Here is a 20,461-nt window from a genome sequence, read left to right as displayed (position 1 = left end):
TGCCACTCTATCCGGTGATCCCGTAGGGTTCCGGATCTCGCCAACGGTCGAACGGCCGGTCCAGTGTGTACTTGCCGTCGTCCCCGAGAACGAGCATCCGCACCTCGCCGTTCCCCGGATTGGACAGCGACTCGAACTCGGCGACGGTCCAGTGGAACCAGCGCATGCAGAACAGGCGCATGGCCAGGCCGTGCGTCACGAGCAGCACGTTCGGAGGGTGGTCCGGGGCTTCGAAGCTGCGGAACAGGCTCTCCAGGAAGCCGCCCACCCGGTCGTAGACATCGGCGCCGCTCTCCCCCTGGGCGAAGCGGTAGAAGAAGTGGCCGTAGGCGTCCCGGTAGGCCTTCTGCAGGCGGACGTCGTCGCGGTCCTGCCAGTTTCCCCAGTCCTGCTCGCGCAGGCGCGGCTCCTCCCGCACCCGTATGAGCTCCGGGTCGAGGTGGAAGCCGCGCAGCGTCTCGTGCGTACGTCGATAGGGCGACACATAGACACTGACCCGTTCCCGGCCGAACAGTTCGCGCAGCCGCTTGCCGGTCTCCTCGGCCTGCCGCCAACCCCGTTCGGTGAGGGCCAGGGCGTGGTCGGGTTCGCGTTCGTACACGGTGTCATCAACGTTGCCGGTTGACTCACCGTGCCGGACGAGGACGATGCGCCGTGGTCGTGCCATGCCAAGACCCTAGAGGGGGGACCGACCGACCGGGTAATCGGACGGGGCCCGTACGGCGTAGGTCACACATGGTCCGGCGCCGACCGGAGGGGCCTTCATACGGTCCAGGTCGGCTCCAGGTCCACGATCTCGCCGGACAAAGACGCGATGTCGGCCTCGGTCTGAGCGCGCAGGGCGAGGCGTTCCACCCGCTCGGTGCGGTACTTGCCGTGCTCCGCGGCCGAGCGCCACATGGACAGCACCAGGAACTCGTGCCCCGGGGCCTCTGCGAACAGCCCGCGGATCATGCCGGGCGAGCCGGCCATCGCGGGGTTCCACACCTTCTCCTGCATCAGGGTGAAGTGCTCGACGCGCTCCTCGTGGACCCGGCACAGGGCGGCCCGGATCAGATCGGCGTCGGTGAAGCGAGGTTCGAATCCGGTCTTCACGTCGAAGCGGTAGTCGAACAGCCGGACCTGCGCGTCCTTGAAGGTGCCGGCCTGCGCGGCCGCCAGCCGGTCGTGGGAACGGGCCATGAAGGAGTCGTAGAAGGCACGGCTCTCCCAGAAGGCGAAGAGGTTCGCCACCTCGGGACGTTTACGGCTCCAGCCACCGCCCTGCCCCCTGAAGCCCGGCTCCCCCAGAAGCCCCGCCCATTTCCGCTGCCCCCGCTCGAACCCGCGGCGGTCCACCACGGTGCAGCGAATCCACTTGACCAGCACCGCGCCATCGTAAGGCCAGGGAACGTGGCAGGGGTCACTGTCGGGCCGACTGCGCCCGTATGTGGGTGCACGCGCGCGTGGCAGGATGGACAACCGGCCCTGCTTCGCGGGCAGTTCGGGCGCAGGGCGGTCGGTCAGTCGGGAAAGGGGGGTCCGTGAACGGCCTCAGCAAGGGAATCCGCAAGGTCGAGGTCGCGCTGAGGTGGGATCCGAGTCCGGCCGGACAGCCACCGGCCGACCTGGACCTGGTCGCCGCGACGTACACGACCGACGATCCGTACGGCGATCCGTCGTACGTCGTCCACTTCGACAGCCGCTCACCCGACGGGACGATCTACCTCAACCGGGACAGCCAGGACGGCAAGGGGTTCGGCTGGGACGAGGTGATGACGCTCGAACTGGACCGGCTCGACGGCCGGTACGCGCGCGTGGTGGTCGGCGCGGTCATCCAGCAGCGGTCGGCCCACCGGACGTTCATGGGCGTGGTCAATCCGGGTCTGCGCATCCGCGAGGGGTATACGGAGCTCTTCCAGGGCGACTTCGGCGAGGTGCTCGGCGCCACGGCGGCGACGGTCGCCGAGTTCGTCCGCGACACCTCGGGCGAGTGGCAGTTCCGCCCGGGCGTCCACGGTTTCGAGGAGGACCCGGCGGACTTCCCGCGGGTCATGGGGCACACCCGGCCCTCCTGACCAAGACGCTGCGACACACCGCAGGGCGGTGGCACCGGACACCCGGTTCCACCGCCCCGCTCAGCCGTTGTGCGCCTTGCCCGCGCTCAGCTCAACCGATGTGCGCCTGGCCGGCGCTCCGGCTCAGCTGCAGCCGCTGGTCGAGCCGCAGCCCTCGCAGATGTAGCAGGAGCCGGCCCGCTGCATCTTCGTACCGCAGGAGAAGCACAGCGGCGCGTCCGCCTGGATGCCCAGCTGCATCTCCACCAGCTCGGCGTTGGTGTGCGCCTGCTGCGGGGCGGCCTTGGCCGCACCGGCGTCCGACTTCGGCGTCGCCACGGCCTTCAGCTCCTGGGCGCGCGGCGCCGACTGGGCCAGGCCCTCGACGTCGACCTCGTCCTCGGACGGCTCGTAGGAGCCGGTCTCCAGGTGGCGCTGACGCTCCTCGGCGGAGTGGATGCCGAGCGCGGAGCGCGTCTCGAAGGGCAGGAAGTCCAGCGCCAGGCGGCGGAAGATGTAGTCGACGATCGACTGCGCCATCCGCACGTCCGGGTCGTCGGTCATACCGGCCGGCTCGAAGCGCATGTTGGTGAACTTCGAGACGTACGTCTCCAGCGGCACGCCGTACTGCAGACCGACCGAGACGGCGATGGAGAAGGCGTCCATCATGCCCGCGAGGGTGGAGCCCTGCTTGGACATCTTCAGGAAGACCTCGCCGAGACCGTCGTCCGGGTAGGAGTTGGCGGTCATGTAGCCCTCGGCACCGCCGACCGTGAAGGACGTGGTGATCCCCGGGCGGCCCTTGGGGAGGCGCTTGCGGACGGGACGGTACTCGATGACCTTCTCGACCGTCTCCCGGATGGTGGCCTCGGCCTTCTCCGTGACCTCGGCCTTCTCCTTCTCCTTGGTCTTGGCGGAGAGAGGCTGGCCGACCTTGCAGTTGTCGCGGTAGATCGCGAGCGCCTTGACGCCGAGCTTCCAGGCCTCGAAGTAGATCTCCTCGACCTCCTCGACGGTCGCCGTCTCCGGCATGTTGACCGTCTTGGAGATGGCGCCGGAGATCCACGGCTGGATCGCCGCCATCATGCGGACGTGGCCCATCGGGGAGATGGCGCGCTCGCCCATGGCGCAGTCGAACACCTCGTAGTGCTCCTGCTTGAGACCGGGGGCGTCGATCACATTGCCGTGCTCGGCGATGTGGGCGACGATCGCCTCGATCTGCTCCTCCTGGTAGCCCAGGCGGCGCAGGGCCTGCGGGACGGTGCCGTTGACGATCTGCATCGAGCCGCCGCCGACCAGCTTCTTGAACTTCACCAGCGCCAGGTCGGGCTCGACACCGGTGGTGTCGCAGGACATCGCGAGACCGATGGTGCCGGTCGGCGCGAGGACGGACGCCTGGGAGTTGCGGAAGCCGTTCTTCTCGCCGAGGCGGACGACGTCCTGCCAGGCCTCCGTGGCGGCGGCCCACACCGGGGTGTCGAGGTCGTCCATGCGGACGGCCTTGCCGTTGGCGTCGGCGTGCTGCTTCATGACGCGCTTGTGGGCGTCGGCGTTGCGGGCGTAGCCGTCGTACGGGCCGACGACCGCGGCCAGTTCGGCGGAGCGGCGGTAGGCCGTGCCGGTCATCAGGGAGGTGATGGCGCCGGCGAGGGCGCGGCCGCCGTCGGAGTCGTAGGCGTGGCCGGTGGCCATCAGCAGGGCGCCGAGGTTGGCGTAGCCGATGCCGAGCTGGCGGAACGCGCGCGTGTTCTCGCCGATCTTCTGGGTCGGGAAGTCCGCGAAGCAGATCGAGATGTCCATCGCGGTGATGACCAGCTCGACGACCTTCTGGAAGCGCTCGGTCTCGAAGGACTGGTTGCCCTTGCCGTCGTCCTTCAGGAACTTCATCAGGTTCAGCGAGGCCAGGTTGCAGGACGTGTTGTCCAGGTGCATGTACTCGCTGCACGGGTTCGACGCGGTGATCCGGCCGGACTCGGGGCAGGTGTGCCAGGTGTTGATGGTGTCGTCGTACTGGATGCCGGGGTCGGCGCAGGCCCAGGCGGCCTCGGCGATCTTGCGGAAGAGCGCCTTGGCGTCGACCTCCTCGATGACCTCGCCGGTCATACGGGCGCGCAGGCCGAACTTGCCGCCCTTCTCCACGGCCGTCATGAACTCGTCGTTCACGCGGACGGAGTTGTTGGCGTTCTGGTACTGGACGGACGTGATGTCGTCGCCGCCCAGGTCCATGTCGAAGCCCGCGTCGCGCAGGACGCGGATCTTCTCCTCCTCCTTGACCTTGGTCTCGATGAAGTCCTCGATATCGGGGTGGTCGACGTCGAGCACGACCATCTTCGCGGCACGGCGGGTGGCGCCACCGGACTTGATGGTGCCGGCGGAGGCGTCGGCGCCGCGCATGAAGGAGACGGGACCGGAGGCGTTGCCACCGGAGGACAGCAGCTCCTTGGAGGAGCGGATGCGGGAGAGGTTCAGGCCGGCACCGGAGCCGCCCTTGAAGATCATGCCCTCTTCCTTGTACCAGTCGAGGATCGACTCCATGGAGTCGTCGACGGACAGGATGAAGCAGGCGGAGACCTGCTGCGGCTGAGGCGTGCCCACGTTGAACCAGACGGGGCTGTTGAAGCTGAAGATCTGGTGCAGGAGGGCGTAGGCCAGCTCGTGCTCGAAGATCTCGGCGTCGGCGGGAGAGGCGAAGTAGTGGTGGTCCTCGCCGGCCTTCCGGTACGTCTTCACGATGCGGTCGATCAGCTGCTTGAGGCTGGTCTCGCGCTGCGGGGTGCCGACGGCACCGCGGAAGTACTTGCTGGTGACGATGTTGACCGCGTTCACCGACCAGAAGTCGGGGAACTCGACGCCACGCTGCTCGAAGTTGACCGAGCCGTCGCGCCAGTTGGTCATGACGACGTCACGGCGCTCCCACGACACCTCGTCGTACGGGTGTACGCCGGGGGTGGTGTGGATGCGCTCGACACGCAGCCCCTTGCCGGCCTTGGCGCCCTTGGCTCGGGAACCTCGTGCCGGACCGCTCGCCGTCTCTGTCATGCCGCCTCCCTGTACGGGCAAAAACGCCCTGAAGTGCCCCGATGTTCCCGTGGCACGGTGTTCTGTCTGGTGTTGCGGGCACCCACTGGCTGCCGCCCGCAACAGGTCTTCACATGGCCGCCGCCGACCGGATCCGGAAGGTTTCCTCCCGCCTCCGGCCCGTCGGTCAGTCGGCGGCGCCCGCGGGCTCGGGGACCTGCACCGCCCCCGCGGACCCGCGTTCGTCCTCTTGGCCCCCCGCGCCGGCGCCTGCGTCGCCTTCGCGGTCCTCGTCGACCGCGGCGGGGCGTCCCGTCTGTTCCCTGAGCTCCGCGATGGCGGCCTCGAAGTCCTCCAGCGAGTCGAACGCCCGGTAGACCGAGGCGAACCGCAGATAGGCGACGAGGTCGAGCTCCTGCAACGGGCCGAGTATGGCCAGCCCCACGTCGTGGGTCGTCAGCTCGGCGCTTCCGGTGGCCCGCACGGCCTCCTCGACCCGCTGGCCGAGCTGCGCGAGCGCGTCCTCGGTGACCGGCCGACCCTGGCACGCCTTGCGCACACCGTTGATGACCTTGGTGCGGCTGAAGGGCTCGGTGACTCCGGACCGCTTGACCACCATCAGTGAGCACGTCTCCACCGTCGTGAAACGACGGGAGCAGTCAGGGCACTGACGGCGCCTGCGGATCGACGTGCCGTCGTCGGTCGTACGGCTGTCGACGACCCGGCTGTCGGGGTGCCTGCAGAAGGGGCAGTGCATGGACTCCAACCCTCCTCACAGCAGACTCGATAGCCTCGCCGGACCTCATGAGCCCCGCGAAGCAGCCCCAAGCATAGGCGATCGCCGAGGGCTCGGAGACCAGGGGGACCACAACTTGTGGGCTGCTGTAGCCATCCAACCACTAGATGTGGGGATTGGCTCCTACATCCACGTCACGCGCGCGTGTCGCGGGAAAGGGGCGCCCGGGCCGGGCGGGGACACGGCCCGCGCGACACGCGGAGCGAGCTGCGGCACAGCCGTATCGTTCCGGCACATCACGGAGATACCGTGGGCGCCGCACGGAGGTGAGGTGGGACTCCCGCGCAGGGCGGGGGTCGGCTCCCGGCGAGCGGGAAGCCGGGTGGCAGACTGGGGCGGCAGACCACGAGGTCGGCGCCCCGGCGGTGAAGAGTACAACAATGGGCGCTTTTGCCCGCCAGGGACCGCGCCAGCCATACACCCGGACATGCAATTGCGTCCGCTGAATCGCGGTTTTTCACTCGAACGTGTGTTTGGCGCAACCTTTCGAAAGCAACTACCGTTGTGCTGGCAGGGAGACCACCGAGAGGGGCCGACGTGACCACCACCGCAGACAGTGCCACCATCACCGCCCAGGACCGCTCCCAGGGCCGATTCGAGCCGGTACACGTGATGAACGAAACCGCGCACCCCGAGGGTCCCAAGCGGTCCCTGCCGGGCCGACCTCCAGGCATCCGGGCCGACAGCTCGGGGCTCACCGATCGCCAGCGCCGGGTGATCGAGGTCATCCGGGACTCCGTGCAGCGCCGGGGCTATCCGCCGTCGATGCGGGAGATCGGCCAGGCGGTCGGCCTGTCCAGCACGTCCTCGGTCGCCCACCAGCTCATGGCGCTGGAGCGCAAGGGCTTCCTGCGCCGTGACCCCCACCGCCCGCGCGCGTACGAGGTGCGCGGCTCCGACCAGGCCGCCCCGATCCAGCCGACCGACACCGCGGGCAAGCCGGCCGCGTCGTACGTCCCGCTGGTGGGCCGGATCGCCGCCGGTGGCCCGATCCTCGCCGAGGAGTCCGTCGAGGACGTGTTCCCCCTGCCGCGACAGCTCGTCGGCGACGGTGAGCTGTTCGTCCTGAAGGTCGTCGGCGACTCGATGATCGAGGCCGCGATCTGCGACGGCGACTGGGTCACCGTGCGTCGCCAGCCTGTCGCCGAGAACGGCGACATCGTGGCCGCCATGCTGGACGGCGAGGCCACCGTCAAGCGCTTCAAGCGCGAGGACGGCCACGTCTGGCTCCTCCCGCACAACTCCGCCTACGAGCCGATCCCCGGCGACGACGCGACGATCCTCGGCAAGGTGGTGGCCGTTCTGCGTCGCGTCTGAGCCGTGCGGTGAAGACGCCGGTACGGCTGTGCCGACGCCGCACCGCAGCCAGGCGGGCGTCGCCGACCCCGCCGCTCCCTGACTGGGCCCCGGGACCCCTGCGCCGGTTCCGGGGCCCTGTGCTGTCCCGCCGCCTTCCGCGGTGCGGGAGGGTGGCCTGCCTCGGTGTCCGGGCAGGCCACCCCCGTGCTCACGGCGTCTCGGTCTGCTTCGCGGCCGCGTCGATGGCCGCCAGCGATTTGCGGACCTGATTGCGGTCCGTGGTGTACCAGAAGTCCGGCATGGACGCCTTCAGATAGCTCCCGTACCGGGCCGTCGCCAGGCGCTGGTCGAGTACGGCGACCACGCCGCGGTCGCCCGACGCGCGGACCAGACGACCGGCACCCTGCGCCATCAGCAGAGCCGCATGGGTCGCGGCCACCGCCATGAAGCCGTTGCCGCCGGCCTCCTCGACGGCCTTCTGGCGGGCGCTCATCAGTGGATCGTCCGGCCGCGGGAACGGGATCTTGTCCATGACGACCAGCTGGCAGCTGGGTCCCGGAACGTCGACGCCCTGCCACAGCGACAGCGTGCCGAACAGACAGGTCTTGGGGTCGGCGGCGAAGTTCTTGATCAACTCGCCCAGGGTCTCCTCGCCCTGCAGCAGGATCGGGAACTCCGGGATACGGCCGCGCAGCTCCTCGGCGGCCAGCTGCGCGGCACGCATCGAGGAGAACAGGCCCAGGGTGCGACCACCGGCGGCCTGGATCAGCTCGGTCAGCTCGTCCAGCATGTCGGCGCGGTCGCCGTCGCGTGCGGGGCGCGACAGGTGCTTGGCGACATACAGGATGCCCTGCCCGCGGTAGTCGAACGGCGAGCCGACGTCGACGCCCTTCCACTGCGGCACGTCGTCGCCCTCCACCCCCTCGGGGGCGAGCCCCAGGGACGCTCCCACGCCGTTGAAGTCGCCGCCCAGCTTCAGCGTCGCGGAGGTCAGGACCACCGACCGGTCGGCGAACAGCTTCTCCCTCAGCAGGCCGGACACCGACATCGGGGCCACCCGCAAGGAGGCGCCGAAGCGGTCGTGCCGCTCGTACCAGACGACGTCCCACTCCGAGCCGTTGACGATCCGCTCCGCGACGTCGTGCACGTTCTCCACGGAGGCCAGCGCCTGCTTGCGGACCGCGTCCTCGTCCTGGACGGACTTGTCGCGGGTGGCGCCGATCGCCGAGATCACCGTGCGAGCCGCGTCGCGCAGCGCCATCAGGGCGTAGCTCAGGTCCTCCGGGATCTCCTCAAGACGGCCCGGCAGGGCCAGCTCCATCAGCCGCTCGAACCCCTCCGCGGCGGTCTGCAGCTGATCGGCGGCCTTCTCGTTGACGAGCTTCGCGGCACGGCGCACCGCGCGGTTGACCTGGCCGGGGGTGAGCTCGCCGGTGGCGACGCCGGTGACCCGGGAGACCAGCTCGTGCGCCTCGTCGACGATCAGCACCTCGTGCTGCGGCAGGACGGGCGCTCCCTCGATGGCGTCGATCGCCAGCAGCGCGTGGTTGGTGACGACGACTTCGGCCAGCTTGGCGCGCTCGCGGGCCATCTCGGCGAAGCACTCGGCGCCGTACGCGCACTTGGTGGCCCCCAGGCACTCCCGGGAGGACACCGACACCTGGCCCCACGCCCGGTCCGAGACTCCCGGAGTGAGATCGTCCCGGTCGCCGCTCTCCGTCTCGTCGGCCCAGTCCCGCAGGCGCAGCAGGTCCTGGCCCAGCTTGCTGGTCGGCGCGGCGGCCTCGAACTGGTCGAACAGGCCCTCTTCCTCGTCCTGCGGAACGCCCTCGTGCAGGCGGTGCAGGCACAGGTAGTTGGACCGGCCCTTGAGCATCGCGAACTCCGGGCGGCGGCGCAGCAGCGGGTGCAGCGCGTCCACCGTGCGGGGCAGGTCCCGCTCCACGAGCTGACGCTGGAGGGCCAGGGTGGCGGTCGCCACCACGACTCTTTCGCCGTGCGCGAGCGCGGGCACGAGATAGCCCAGCGACTTTCCCGTGCCGGTGCCGGCCTGGACCAGCAGATGCGAACCGTCGTCGATCGCCTCGGCGACAGCTTGGGCCATGGCCACCTGGCCAGGGCGCTCCGTGCCGCCGACGGCGCCGACGGCGGCATGCAGGAGCTCGGGAAGTGAGGGCTTCGTCATAGCGCGACCACCCTACGGCTCGGCACTGACAAACGACGGGTCGCGGTGGACACCTGGGACGGGATCAAGGGCGTGGGCGTTTCCGTCTGGATTTCTTCGAAATGGATGGGCGGGGCGGGAACCACCGCGGAGCGAGGGACGTTTCCGATGTGACAGCACCACTACGGAGCGTCACATCAGGTGGCGCAGGGACCGGTCCCTGACCATGAGTGCGGCCCGCTTGCCAGGCAGGTCGACCTCGGCGGAGAACCGGAAACCGGCGTTCAGAAACGCGGCGAGGGAGGGGACATTGCGTACATCGGGTTCCGCGACCACACGGCTACAGGCTGGGCGCCGGTCGAGGATCAGGTCGGCCACGGCTCTGAGCAGAATGCTCCCGAGACCGCGCCCCCGGTCCGTGACGCCGCCGACGAGCAGGTGGATACCGGTGTCGTGAGGGCGGGCGGGGTAGTGCCGGGCCAGCGGATCGAGGTCGGCCCGGTAGAGCTCCCAGTAGCTCATCGGCGTGCCGTCGAGAACGCCGAGACAGGGGACGCTGCGTCCGTCACCGGTGAGCTGGGCGGCCAGGTGGTCCTCGGTCACGGCGGTGGGTCCGGCCAGCTCCCAGAAGGCCGCGACGGCCGGGTCGTTCATCCAGCGGGCGATCAGCGGCAGGTCGCGCTCGACAGTGACGGGCTGTAGGCGAAACCGCCCTGCCGGGGTGGCGGCCGGCCCCCAGTCCGCGATGTGGTCGAGCAGGTCGGAGGCGAACAGAGGGGTGCCGTGTCCTCCCCGTCGGCGGTCGTCCTCGGTCGTGGTGTACGGCGCGTACGGGGAGCCTGGCGCCGCCTGACGCTCCGGTGCGCCGTGAAGGGCGAGGAACTCCGCGGGGAGCTGCAGGTCGAGGGTGTCTTCCGGGTCCTCGCCGTCGGTGTCCCCGCAGACCGGCCGGTCTCCGGAGGCGGTCGTGGCGCACTCGGCGATCCCGGCCGGGGCGCAGTCGGCGGTCCCGGCCGCGGCGGAGTCGGCGGCACCGGTGACAGCGGAGTCGGTGGGAGGCACGGCGGCTCTCCTCTCAGGAGACGGAACGAGGCAGTGACGGGTTCAGGTGCGAAGGGGGTTGGCGATGGTGACGTACACGGACTGGGTGTCCACCGGTCCCACGAGTTCGTCCAGGCCGTGCAGCCGGGTCAGCAGGTTGGCCTTGCAGCGCAGCGTGGGTGAGTCGAGCAGACGGGCGGGCAGCGTGCTGCGCAGACGGGCGGGCCCGGACGCGGCGGCGCCGAGGAAACGGCGGAGGGCGGCGAGCAGCAGCTGTTCGTCGGCGAGACCCTGCGAGCCGAAGGCGCCGATCAGACCGAACACGTTGTTGATCGCGAGGTAGTAGGTGAAGCGCTCGTCGGTCACGTCGTCGGCCACGAAGGTGTCGCTGCGCGCGCCGATGCCGGGGAGCCGGGTGTCGAGTCCGGCGCGGTGGGACTCGCGGAAGTAGTAGCCCTGGTTGTCGCGGTAGCGGCCGCCTGCCGGCCAGCCGTCGGGATCCAGCTGGACCAGCGTGTTCTGCTGGTGGGCCTCCAGCGCGATGCCCGCCTCGCCGTCGAGCCAGAGCACAGGGCGGACGACGTGTTCGAGGTAGCGCAGGAACCACTCGGCGGCGACGGCTCCCCGCGGGCGTCCCGTGCGGTGGGCCAGCCGCGTGACCAGGCCGGCCAGGCGGGAGGTCGGCCCGGTACGGCCCGGGAGCCGGGGTGCGACAAGACCGGCGACGCACGAGATGTCGTCGGCGGGGGTGAACGGGTTGTGCCGGATCACCGCGTCGAGTCCGGTCACCGGCCGGCCTGCCGGGTCGTCGACGGCGAGCCAGGCGGGATCGCGGACGATGTCGAACTCCGGGTGGGCGGCCTGCCACTGCCGCGCCAGTCCGGAGCGCAGCAGCCGGTGGACCTCGACGCCGCGGTGGAGTTCCTTGCGGAGGTTCTCGCGACGGGAGTTGGTGATGCGCAGGCCCAGGGACAGCTTGAGCATCGCGGGGGCGCCGGGTCGGTACACCGTGCGTACGGAGGAGGTGGGGTGCCAGGCGGGGCCGTGGGGGCCGAGATCGCGCAGCAGGCCGGAGTCGAACAGGGCGGCGACGTCGGGACGGTGGCGGGCTTCGCGGAGTTGCCAGGGGTGCAGCGGCAGTGCCGCGAAACCGTCCGGCAGGGGCAGGCCGGGGCCGGCGAGCCGGGCGGTGAGCCGGTCGGCGGGGACGACACGGCCCCGCTCGGTCCAGGCCGAGTCGGTGGCGAGCAGGGAGGGGGAGACAGCGATCCAGTGCAGCGGGAAGGAGCCACGCAACTCGGGTGAGTACAGCCGGGCTTCCGCGTCGGACAGGCCCTCGCGGCTCTTGGGGGTCGGGTGCAGGGGGTGTCCGAGTGTGAGGGCCTGCTCGGCCGAGAGGAACAGGTCCGGTTCGTCGGCGGGCCGGGCGCGGCGTTCGCTGATGAAGGAGGTGGTGCGGCGCACGGAGTCCGCGACCCGGGCGACCAGGTCGGTGGTGTCCGCACCGGCAGGTGCCTCGGGCGTGCGCGGGCCGGTGGGTACTCCGGGGGTGCCCGGGCCGGCAGGTGTTCCGGGCGTGCGCGGGCCGGCAGGCGCTCCGGGCGTGCCCGGGCCGGCAAGTGCTCCGGGCGTGCTCGGGCCGGCAGGTGCTCCGGGCGTGACCGGGCCGGCGGGGACGGTTTCCCGGGCGAGGAGGGCGGCGACCGTGACGGCGTCGGCGGGCGGGGAGGTGTGAGGGGCGTCGGCCAGGCGGGCCGGGCCCAGGCGGTGCCAGCCGGTTGCGGACCAGTGCCGGACCGGTACGAGCAGGGCGGTGCCGCTGGCCGGGAGCGGGATGCGCAGGGTCGCTGCGGTGGGGGCGGGGACGCCGGCCTCGCGCACCCAGCAGCGGAGCAGGTTCTCCACGGCCGCGGCCTGAGCCACGGTGTGCGGGTCGGCGTGGTCCAGGGGGTCCGCGCCGCCGGACGGCGGCCAGGGCATGTCGGTCGCCGGCTGTGCGCCGTTGGACGGTGCCTCGGGTGTGGGTGTGCCCTGCCGGTGCCCGCAGGTGTCCTGCCGGTGCCCGTGCGGCCGTCGCTGTGGTCCTGGTCCTCCCTGCCGGGGGACGGGCTCCGCGCCGGGCGCGTGCGGGGTGTGTGGGCTTGGGCTGTCGTCGGAGTTGGGGGTGGAGATGGTGTTCACGGGGGTCCTCATGACGTGGGGCGGTGAAGTGGTGCGCGGTGTGGGGCAGCGCATGGCGCGGTGGGCGGGCCGACGGCGGCTGTCCTGGTCGGGGCACGCCCGGGTGAGGCGGAGGGCCGGCTCGGGGTCAGCTCGCCTGTGGGGTGCGTGCCTCGCGCTTCTCGCCGGGATGGTCGGGCTCGGAGCCGGTCGGGGCCGTACGGGAGGCCGCCGCGACCGCGTCGGCGAGCCGGTCGAGGACCGCGGCTGCCTGTTCGTCGGTGATCGTCAGAGGGGGGAGGAGCCGGACGACGCCGGCGTGCCGGCCACCGAGTTCGACGATCAGTCCCCGCCGCAGGCATTCCCTCTGGACGGCGGCGGCGAGCCGGGGGGACACCGGACGGGGCTTCCGGACGGGTTCCGGGATGAGCCCGCTTGCGGGAGGGGAGGTGGCGCTGGTTGCTGGGTGCGCGGCGCCGGAGTCCGTCCCCCTTCCCAGGCCCGGCTCGTCCGCGTCCGTTTCCGTGTCGACCATCTCGACCCCGATCATCAGGCCCCTCCCCCGCACGTCCCCCACGCACGGGAACGCGTCGGCCAGGTCGCGCAGTTGAGACAGCATGCGGGAGCCCAGGGCTGCCGCGCGTGCGGCAAGGCCGTTCCGGCGGACGTAGGCGAGAGTGGCCGTGCCCGCGGCCATGGCGAGCTGGTTGCCGCGGAAGGTGCCGGCGTGGGCGCCCGGCCGCCAGACGTCGAGGTCGTCGCGGTAGACCACGACGGCCAGCGGGAGGCTGCCGCCGATGGCCTTGGACAGGACCATGACGTCGGGGGTGATGCCGCTGTGCTCGACGGCCCAGAAGGCGCCGGTGCGGCCGACGCCGGTCTGCACCTCGTCCGCGATGAGGGGAACGGCCCGGGCGGCGGTGATCTCCCGGATGCGGCGCAGCCAGGTGTCGGGGGCGGGGATGACGCCGCCCTCGCCCTGAACGGGTTCGACGATCAGTCCCGCGGGTGGGCAGACGCCGGACTTGGGGTCGTCGAGGACGGTCTCGGCCCAGCGGGCGGCGAGTTCGGCGCCGGCCTCCCCGCCGACACCGAAGGGGCAGCGGTAGTCCTGGGGGTAGGGCAGGCGGGTCACGCGCGCGTCGGCGGCGAGGTGTCCGGGCAGGTCGGGGGCGTGACCGGAGGCTTCCTGGGCTCCGCTGGTCATGCCGTGGTAGGCGCCGGTGAAGGTGAGGATGCCGGCGCGGCCGGTCGCGGTGCGGACGAGTTTGAGCGCGGCCTCGACGGCGTCGGTGCCGGCCGGCCCGCAGAACTGCACGCGGGCGCGGTCGGCGAGTCCGGGTGGCAGGGTGCTCAGCAGTTCCGTGACGAAGGCGTCCTTGACCGGCGTGGCGAGGTCCAGGGCGTGCAGCGGGGCGCCCGAGTCGAGGACCGCGCGGATCGCCTCCAGCACCACGGGGTGGTTGTGGCCGAGGGCGAGGGTGCCGGCGCCGGACAGGCAGTCGAGGTAGCGGCGTCCGTCGGCGCCCTCGATGGTGAGGCCGCGGGCGCGCACCGGCACGATCGGCAGGGCGCGCGCGTAGGTGCGCGCCGCGGATTCACGCGCCGCCTGCCGTCGCAGGATCCCCTCGGTCAGGGCCACTGCTCCCTCTCCTCCCGCTGTGCGGAGGCGAGTTGTCGCTCACAGGCTGCGTCCCGCCCCCTTGCCCGGTATGCCGGGGCCGGGCAGCGGAACTTCGCAGCCCCAGGCCCCACCGCTACCAACAGCCCACCGCCCGGCGGGTTACGGGTTGTTCGCCACCAAGGTCCCGGGGGTGTGGCGGGGGTCGCCGTGGACGACCGCGCCGGCAAAACGGCCGCCCGGAGCAGGAGGGTTGCCTCCCCGGCGCTTGCATTGACCGTCTGTAGCCGAACCGTTGCCGTTCCAACGGAAGTCCCCCACAGGGAGCGCATAGTGTGTGATCCCGTTCCGGACGCCGTGCGTATGCCCTCAGCAGCGAAGGGGGGCGCGAGCACGGCGGCAGCACGTTCACCCCAGGGGGAATCAGCAGCATGCGATCCATACGGCCGTCGTCCACCGTTCGCCGGGAGGGAGGCGCGCGCCGCGGCACCTCCCGCGGGCCGGCCGCTCTCGCACTCGTCTCGGCGCTGGCCCTCACCGCCACCGCCTGCGAGGGGGGCGACGACACCGCCGACGGCCGGCCCAGCGCGACCGCGACCGCCTCCGCGGCCGGCAACTCCAAGATCACGATCCCGGACGATCTGAAGAACCGGCTCAAGGAGCACGGGATCGACCTGGACAAGTGGAAGAACGGCGCCTGGAAGAACTGGGACAGGGACCAGTGGCTCCGCGAGGCGCAGGACTTCGTCAACCCGATCATCCAGGGCCTGTGGGACCCGGACCGGATGCGGGACGCGGAGGACCCGGACCGGGGTGTCGACGACAACGACCTCTCCGGTGACCAGGGCGTCACCGACCCGACCCCGGCGCCGGTGCAGGCGAAGGCCGTCGCGCCGAAGTACCACGCCAGCGTGCCCGAGGCGGGCAAGGTGTTCTTCGACTCGCCCGAGGGCACGATGGTCTGCTCGGCGACGGTGGTGAAGGACCCGGCCCACCCGGGCAAGTCCAACCTGGTGTGGACGGCCGGCCACTGCGTCCACGCGGGCAAGAAGGGCGGCTGGTACCGCAACATCGCGTTCGTGCCGTCGTACAACGACTCGGGCAAGTCCGTCGCCGAGCTGCAGAACGCCACCCGGGAGCAGGTCGCCCCGTACGGCGTGTGGTGGGGCGACTGGGCACAGACCTCCGACCAGTGGATCGAGCAGGGCGGCGAGACCGGCGGTGACGGCGCGTCGTACGACTTCGCGGTGATCCATGTGACGCCGGAGGAGGGCAACGGCGGCAAGTCGCTGGAGGAGACGGTCGGTTCGGCGCTGCCGGTCGACTTCGACGCCCCGGCCGTGCCGAAGGTCGCGAGCCTGACGGCGACCGGCTACCCGGCGGCCAAGCCGTACGACGGTCAGAAGCTGTACCAGTGCCAGGACAAGCCCGGCCGGCTGTCCCTGAACACCACCGACCCGACGATGTACCGCATCGGCTGCACGATGACCGGCGGTTCCTCGGGCGGCGGCTGGGTCGCGAAGGGCTCGGACGGCAAGCCGGCGCTGGTGTCCAACACCTCGATCGGCCCGGTGACGTCGGGATGGCTGGCCGGCCCGCGCCTGGGCAAGGTGGCCGAGGGCGTCTACGACTCGGTGAGCAAGAAGTTCGCCGGTCAGTAGCCACTCCGCGGGTGTGAGCGGCGGCGGGTTCCACGGGAACCTTCACGATCTCGCCGCCGTTCGCCCTCATCCGCCCGTGCATGATGACAGCGCTCCACTCACATCAGCTCAACGACAGCACATCAACGGGGGTACACGCACCATGCGTTCCACGTCCACGCGCACCGCGACACCAGGCGGCCGGCGTCGCCGTACGGCACTCGCCGCCGCCGGCGTCGTCGCGGCCCTGGCGCTCACCGCGACCGCCTGCAACGGCTCCGACGACGACAAGGCGAGCGGCAACCCCGGCGCCGACGCATCCCAGGCCGCCGACCCGGGCAAGGTGAAGATCCCGGCCGACCTCGCCGACAAGCTCAAGAAGCACGGCATAGACGTCGACCAGTGGAAGAACGGCGGCTGGAAGAACTGGGACAAGGACAAGTGGCTCAGTGAGGCCAAGGACTTCGTCAACCCGGTGATCGAAGGCCTGTGGAAGCCGGAGCGGATGAAGTCCGCGAAGGAGGCCGACAAGACGGTCACGGCGAAGGACGCGGCGGCCGACCAGGGCGTCAGCGACCCGGAGCCCACGCCGGTCCAGGCCCGGGCGGAGAAGACGCCGTACCACGAGAACGCGGCGCCGGTCGGCAAGGTCTTCTTCGACTCGCCCGAGGGCTCGATGGTCTGCTCCGGCACCGTCGTCAAGGACGTGAACCACCCGGGCAAGTCCAACCTGGTGTGGACCGCCGGGCACTGTGTGCACGCCGGCGGCAACGGCGGCTGGTACCGCAACATCGCGTTCGTGCCGGCGTACAACGACCTCGGCAAGTCCGAGGCGCAGCTGGCGAACGCCCCCGCCCAGGAGATCGCGCCGTACGGTGCCTGGTGGGCGGACTGGGCCTCCACCTCCAACCAGTGGATCCAGGGCGGCTCGGAGACGGGCGGCGCGGGTGCCGCGTACGACTACGCGGTGCTGCACGTGAAGCCGGAGCAGGGCGCGAAGTCCCTGGAGGAGACGGTCGGCGCCGCGCTGGACATCGACTTCTCCGCGCCGTCCGCGCAGCAGGCGGGCACGATGGGCGCCTGGGGTTACCCGGCGGCGCCGCCGTACAACGGGCTGAAGATGTTCAAGTGCCTCGACCGGCCCGGCCGTCTGTCGCTGTCGCCGTCGCTGCCGAACATGTACCGCATCGGCTGCACCATGACCGGCGGCAGCTCCGGCGGCGGCTGGTTCCGCGTGGTCGACGGCCAGACCAAGCTGGTGTCGAACACCTCCATCGGCCCGACGGACAACACCTGGCTGGCCGGCCCGCAGCTGGGCCCGCAGGCCGAGGCGCTGTACCAGAACATGAGCAAGACCTACGGCGGGCAGTGATCCGCGGATGACGTCATGACGAAGGCCCGCTCCCCTCGCAGGGGGGCGGGCCTTTGTCGGATCGGGCGGGGCGTGCTCAGGCCGCCGGCGCCGGGACGTACGGCGCGAGGTCGGCCGCCAGCTCCTCGTGCACACGCACCTTGAGCAAGGTGCCCTCCGGGGTGTGCTCCTCGGAGATCACCTCGCCCTCGTCGTGGGCGCGGGCGACGAGCTTGCCGTGGGTGTACGGCACGAGCGCCTCGATCTCGACGGACGGCCGGGGCAGTTCCGCGTCGATCATGGCGAGCAGCTGGGCGATGTTCTGACCGGTGCGGGCCGAGACGGCGATGGAGTGCTTCTCCACCCGCATCAGGCGCTGCAGCACCAGCGGGTCCGCGGCGTCCGCCTTGTTGACCACGACGATCTCGGGCACCTCGGTGGCACCGACGTCCCGGATCACCTCGCGCACCGCGGCCAGCTGCTCCTCCGGGTTCGGGTGCGAGCCGTCCACCACGTGCAGGATCAGGTCGGACTCGCCGACCTCCTCCATGGTGGAGCGGAACGCCTCGACCAGGTGGTGGGGCAGGTGGCGCACGAAGCCCACGGTGTCGGCCAGCGTGTAGAGCCGTCCGCTCGGGGTCTGCGCCCGGCGCACGGTCGGGTCCAGGGTCGCGAACAGCGCGTTCTCGACCAGGACGCCGGCGCCGGTGAGGCGGTTGAGCAGCGAGGACTTGCCCGCGTTGGTGTAGCCCGCGATAGCCACGGACGGCACCTTGTGGCGCTTGCGCTCCTGGCGCTTGATCTCGCGGCCGGTCTTCATCTCCGCGATCTCCCGGCGCATCTTCGCCATCTTCTCGCGGATCCGGCGCCGGTCAGTCTCGATCTTGGTCTCACCGGGACCACGGGTGGCGAGGCCGCCGCCCTTGCCGCCGCCCATCTGCCGGGACAGCGACTGACCCCAGCCGCGCAGCCGCGGCAGCATGTACTGCATCTGCGCGAGCGCGACCTGCGCCTTGCCCTCGCGGGACTTGGCGTGCTGGGCGAAGATGTCGAGGATCAGGGCCGTACGGTCGATGACCTTGACCTTGACGACGTCCTCAAGGTGGATCAGCTGACCGGGGCTGAGCTCACCGTCGCAGATGACGGTGTCCGCGCCCGTCTCCAGGACGATGTCGCGCAGCTCGTCGGCCTTGCCGGAACCGATGTAGGTGGCCGCGTCGGGCTTGTCGCGGCGCTGGATGACGCCGTCGAGCACGAGCGCGCCCGCGGTCTCCGCGAGGGCGGCGAGCTCGGCCAGCGAGTTCTCCGCGTCCTCGACGGTCCCCGAGGTCCAGACACCGACGAGCACGACCCGCTCCAGGCGGAGCTGGCGGTACTCGACCTCGGTGACGTCCTCAAGCTCGGTGGAGAGGCCCGCCACGCGGCGCAGAGCCGCGCGCTCGGAGCGGTCGAACTGGTCGCCGTCCCGCTCTCCGTCGATCTCGTGGCTCCAGGCGACGTCCTCTTCCATCAGGGCATCGGCCCGAAGTCCTTCGGGGTAGGTGTGCGCGAGGCGCCTTGTGGCCTGGGAAGAGGAAGAAGAGGAGGTCATTGGGTCCTTACGTCGATGGGGATTCCGTCACTGGTCACAACGCGCGAGTACCCCGGGAGATTCCCGGATCCCGCGCCGCGGCGACCCGAAGATGGTCGCACGGAACGGCCCGTCTCGTCACCGGCTTATTCGCCCCCTGTCTTCCTGTCCCCCGTCTTCCCGGTCTTCCCTCCCGCTGCCTTCCCGTTCGGTGAAGCCGCGGCCTTGCCCGGCGCCGCCTGCTTCCAGTCGGGGTGCCCCGGCATCGGCGGGGTCTTCATGCCGTACAGCCAGCCGTCGAAGAATCCGCGCAGGTCACGGCCCGCGATGGCGGAGGCCAGGTCGATGAAGTCGGCCGTGGTCGCCGTGCGGTCGCGGTGGTTCTGCACCCACACCCGTTCCAGGCGCTCGAAGGCCGGCCGGCCGATCTCCTGGCGCAGGGCGTACAGCACGAGCGCGGCTCCGTCGTAGATGTTCGCCCGGAAGATGCCGATCTTCTGGCCCGCCACCGGGGGCTTGGGGGCGGCGGGCGGTCCGCCGGCCGCGCGCCAGCGGTCGGAGGCGGCGTAGGCGGCCTTCATGCGCGCCTCCATCGGCTTGTGCGCCTTCTCCTCCGCGTACAGGGCCTCGTACCAGGTGGCGTGTCCCTCGTTGAGCCACACGTCGGACCAGGTGCGCGGGCTGACGCTGTCGCCGAACCACTGGTGGGACAGCTCGTGCACCATGATCGACTCGACGTACCAGGCCGGGTAGGCGGGCTCGGTGAACAGGTCCTTCTCGAAGAGCGAGAGCGTCTGCGTCTCCAGTTCGAACCCGGTGGTGGCCTGGGCCATCAGCAGCCCGTACGTCTCGAACGGGTAGCGTCCGACCTTGCTCTCCATCCAGGCGATCTGGTCCGGCGTCTTCTTCAGCCACGGCTCCAGCGCCGCGCGGTCCTTGCTGGGGACGACGTCCCGCACGGGCAGACCGTGCGGACCGTCGCGGTGCAGGACGCTGGAGCGGCCGATGGACACCTGCGCCAGCTCGGTGGCCATGGGGTGCTGCGTCCGGTACGTCCATGTGGTGGCCCCGCCCGCCCGGTCGACCTCGGTCGGCAGCCCGTTGGCGACGGCCGTGTAGCCGTTCGGCGCGGTCACCCGGAAGGTGAACATCGCCTTGTCCGAGGGGTGGTCGTTGCACGGGAACACCAGGTGGGCGGCGTCGGCCTGGTTGGCCATGGCCAACCCGTCCGCGGTGCGCACCCAGCCGCCGTCGCGGCCCTGGACCGCCCGCGGATCACTGGTGTGCCGGACGGTGATCCGGGTCCAGCTGCCCGCCGCGAGCGGCCGGTCCGGGGTGACGACCAGGTCGTCACCGGCCTTGGCGAAGGAGGCGGGACGGCCGTCGACCTCGACGGAGGACACCGTGCCGTGCGCGAAGTCCAGGTTGAGCTGGTCAAGGGCGGCGGTGGTCCACGCGTCGATGGTGGTGACCGCCGTGAGGGGCTTGTCGTTGCTGCCGGGATAGGTCAGGGCCAGGTCGTACGAGGCGACGTCGTATCCGGGATTGCCGAGGTACGGGAAGAGGCGGTCGCCGACGCCGAGCGGGGCGGCCGGTGCGCTCGCGGCGACGAGGCAGACGGATACGGCGGAGGCGAGCAGTGCCGCCTTCAGGCGCCGGGGGGGTCTTCGCGCGGAGGGTGAGCAGCATGGACCACCGCTACCAGCGCACGCCCGCATGACGGCGGCGCCGCGCGCCCGGCCCACCCGAAAGAGGGGCCCGGCGG

Annotated in this window: 14 protein-coding genes; 4 read left to right on the top strand and 10 right to left on the bottom strand. The window is 71.1% G+C overall.

The genetic code is table 11. The features are described 5' to 3' along the window. Positions 1-7: 7 nt before the first annotated feature. Together C3489_RS25405 and C3489_RS25400 are read right to left on the bottom strand one after the other, a co-directional pair. The gene (locus C3489_RS25405; RefSeq protein WP_103784381.1) at positions 8-667 is read right to left on the bottom strand and encodes a histidine phosphatase family protein; all 660 of its coding nucleotides are present in this window, start codon (positions 665-667) and stop codon (positions 8-10) included. Positions 668-762: 95 nt separating this feature from the next. Continuing rightward, on the bottom strand, positions 763-1,368 hold the full coding sequence (locus C3489_RS25400; protein ID WP_103784380.1) for a YdbC family protein: 606 nt from the start codon (positions 1,366-1,368) through the stop codon (positions 763-765). A gap of 155 nt (positions 1,369-1,523) precedes the next feature. Between C3489_RS25400 and C3489_RS25395 the strand changes: the two genes are divergently transcribed. Then, the gene (locus C3489_RS25395) at positions 1,524-2,057 is read left to right on the top strand and encodes a TerD family protein (protein WP_103784379.1); all 534 of its coding nucleotides are present in this window, start codon (positions 1,524-1,526) and stop codon (positions 2,055-2,057) included. A gap of 123 nt (positions 2,058-2,180) precedes the next feature. Here the strand turns inward: C3489_RS25395 and C3489_RS25390 are convergent, their stop codons facing one another. Then, positions 2,181-5,075, bottom strand: a complete 2,895-nt coding sequence (locus C3489_RS25390; protein ID WP_103784378.1) for a vitamin B12-dependent ribonucleotide reductase — start codon at positions 5,073-5,075, stop codon at positions 2,181-2,183. A gap of 166 nt (positions 5,076-5,241) precedes the next feature. Next, entirely contained in the window at positions 5,242-5,811 is a 570-nt protein-coding gene (nrdR, locus tag C3489_RS25385; RefSeq protein WP_103784377.1) for a transcriptional regulator NrdR, read from the bottom strand. Between the two features lie 576 nt (positions 5,812-6,387). Here nrdR and lexA point away from each other — a divergent pair. Then, the gene (gene lexA / locus C3489_RS25380) at positions 6,388-7,167 is read left to right on the top strand and encodes a transcriptional repressor LexA (protein ID WP_103784376.1); all 780 of its coding nucleotides are present in this window, start codon (positions 6,388-6,390) and stop codon (positions 7,165-7,167) included. A 190-nt stretch (positions 7,168-7,357) separates the two neighbouring features. Here the strand turns inward: lexA and C3489_RS25375 are convergent, their stop codons facing one another. The 4 genes from C3489_RS25375 to C3489_RS25360 all read right to left on the bottom strand — a co-directional run bounded on the left by C3489_RS25375 (position 7,358) and on the right by C3489_RS25360 (position 14,156). Next, positions 7,358-9,334 carry an ATP-dependent DNA helicase gene (locus tag C3489_RS25375; protein ID WP_103784375.1) on the bottom strand — a complete coding sequence of 659 codons (1,977 nt, stop codon included), beginning with the start codon at positions 9,332-9,334 and terminating at the stop codon, positions 7,358-7,360. A 171-nt stretch (positions 9,335-9,505) separates the two neighbouring features. Beyond that, the gene (locus C3489_RS25370; protein WP_103784374.1) at positions 9,506-10,375 is read right to left on the bottom strand and encodes a GNAT family N-acetyltransferase; all 870 of its coding nucleotides are present in this window, start codon (positions 10,373-10,375) and stop codon (positions 9,506-9,508) included. Between the two features lie 42 nt (positions 10,376-10,417). Then, positions 10,418-12,334 carry an IucA/IucC family siderophore biosynthesis protein gene (locus tag C3489_RS25365; RefSeq protein WP_181139835.1) on the bottom strand — a complete coding sequence of 639 codons (1,917 nt, stop codon included), beginning with the start codon at positions 12,332-12,334 and terminating at the stop codon, positions 10,418-10,420. Between the two features lie 328 nt (positions 12,335-12,662). Then, entirely contained in the window at positions 12,663-14,156 is a 1,494-nt protein-coding gene (locus C3489_RS25360; protein ID WP_103784373.1) for a diaminobutyrate--2-oxoglutarate transaminase family protein, read from the bottom strand. 410 nt (positions 14,157-14,566) lie between these two features. On the opposite strand from C3489_RS25360, the gene C3489_RS25355 reads away from it, so the two are divergent. Together C3489_RS25355 and C3489_RS25350 are read left to right on the top strand one after the other, a co-directional pair. Continuing rightward, on the top strand, positions 14,567-15,796 hold the full coding sequence (locus C3489_RS25355) for a serine protease (RefSeq protein WP_103784372.1): 1,230 nt from the start codon (positions 14,567-14,569) through the stop codon (positions 15,794-15,796). 142 nt (positions 15,797-15,938) lie between these two features. Next, a complete protein-coding gene (locus tag C3489_RS25350) occupies positions 15,939-17,147 on the top strand; it encodes a serine protease (RefSeq protein WP_103784371.1) in 1,209 nt (402 codons plus the stop codon). 76 nt (positions 17,148-17,223) lie between these two features. On the opposite strand, the gene hflX is transcribed toward C3489_RS25350, so the two are convergent. Then, a complete protein-coding gene (hflX, locus tag C3489_RS25345; protein ID WP_103784370.1) occupies positions 17,224-18,717 on the bottom strand; it encodes a GTPase HflX in 1,494 nt (497 codons plus the stop codon). Positions 18,718-18,842: 125 nt separating this feature from the next. Further along, positions 18,843-20,414: a M1 family metallopeptidase gene (locus C3489_RS25340; protein WP_103784391.1), complete on the bottom strand. Its 1,572-nt coding sequence runs from the start codon at positions 20,412-20,414 to the stop codon at positions 18,843-18,845. Positions 20,415-20,461 lie beyond the last annotated feature (47 nt).

This window comes from Streptomyces sp. Ru71 (genome assembly GCF_002920535.1).
Classification (GTDB): Bacteria; Actinomycetota; Actinomycetes; order Streptomycetales; family Streptomycetaceae; genus Streptomyces.
Note: the sequence above shows the minus strand (reverse complement) of the source record. Positions and strands in the feature narration are given on the sequence as shown.

Bases quoted from the DNA above. Each gene is read 5' to 3' on its own strand.
- C3489_RS25405 (WP_103784381.1), bottom strand. From the start codon at position 667: ATGGCACGACCACGGCGCATCGTCCTCGTCCGGCACGGTGAGTCAACC.
- C3489_RS25390 (WP_103784378.1), bottom strand. From the start codon at position 5,075: ATGACAGAGACGGCGAGCGGTCCGGCACGAGGTTCCCGAGCCAAGGGC.
- nrdR (WP_103784377.1), bottom strand. From the start codon at position 5,811: ATGCACTGCCCCTTCTGCAGGCACCCCGACAGCCGGGTCGTCGACAGC.
- C3489_RS25375 (WP_103784375.1), bottom strand. From the start codon at position 9,334: ATGACGAAGCCCTCACTTCCCGAGCTCCTGCATGCCGCCGTCGGCGCC.
- C3489_RS25365 (WP_181139835.1), bottom strand. From the start codon at position 12,334: ATGCCCTGGCCGCCGTCCGGCGGCGCGGACCCCCTGGACCACGCCGAC.
- C3489_RS25355 (WP_103784372.1), top strand. From the start codon at position 14,567: ATGCGATCCATACGGCCGTCGTCCACCGTTCGCCGGGAGGGAGGCGCG.
- C3489_RS25350 (WP_103784371.1), top strand. From the start codon at position 15,939: ATGCGTTCCACGTCCACGCGCACCGCGACACCAGGCGGCCGGCGTCGC.
- hflX (WP_103784370.1), bottom strand. From the start codon at position 18,717: ATGACCTCCTCTTCTTCCTCTTCCCAGGCCACAAGGCGCCTCGCGCAC.
- C3489_RS25340 (WP_103784391.1), bottom strand. From the start codon at position 20,414: ATGCGGGCGTGCGCTGGTAGCGGTGGTCCATGCTGCTCACCCTCCGCG.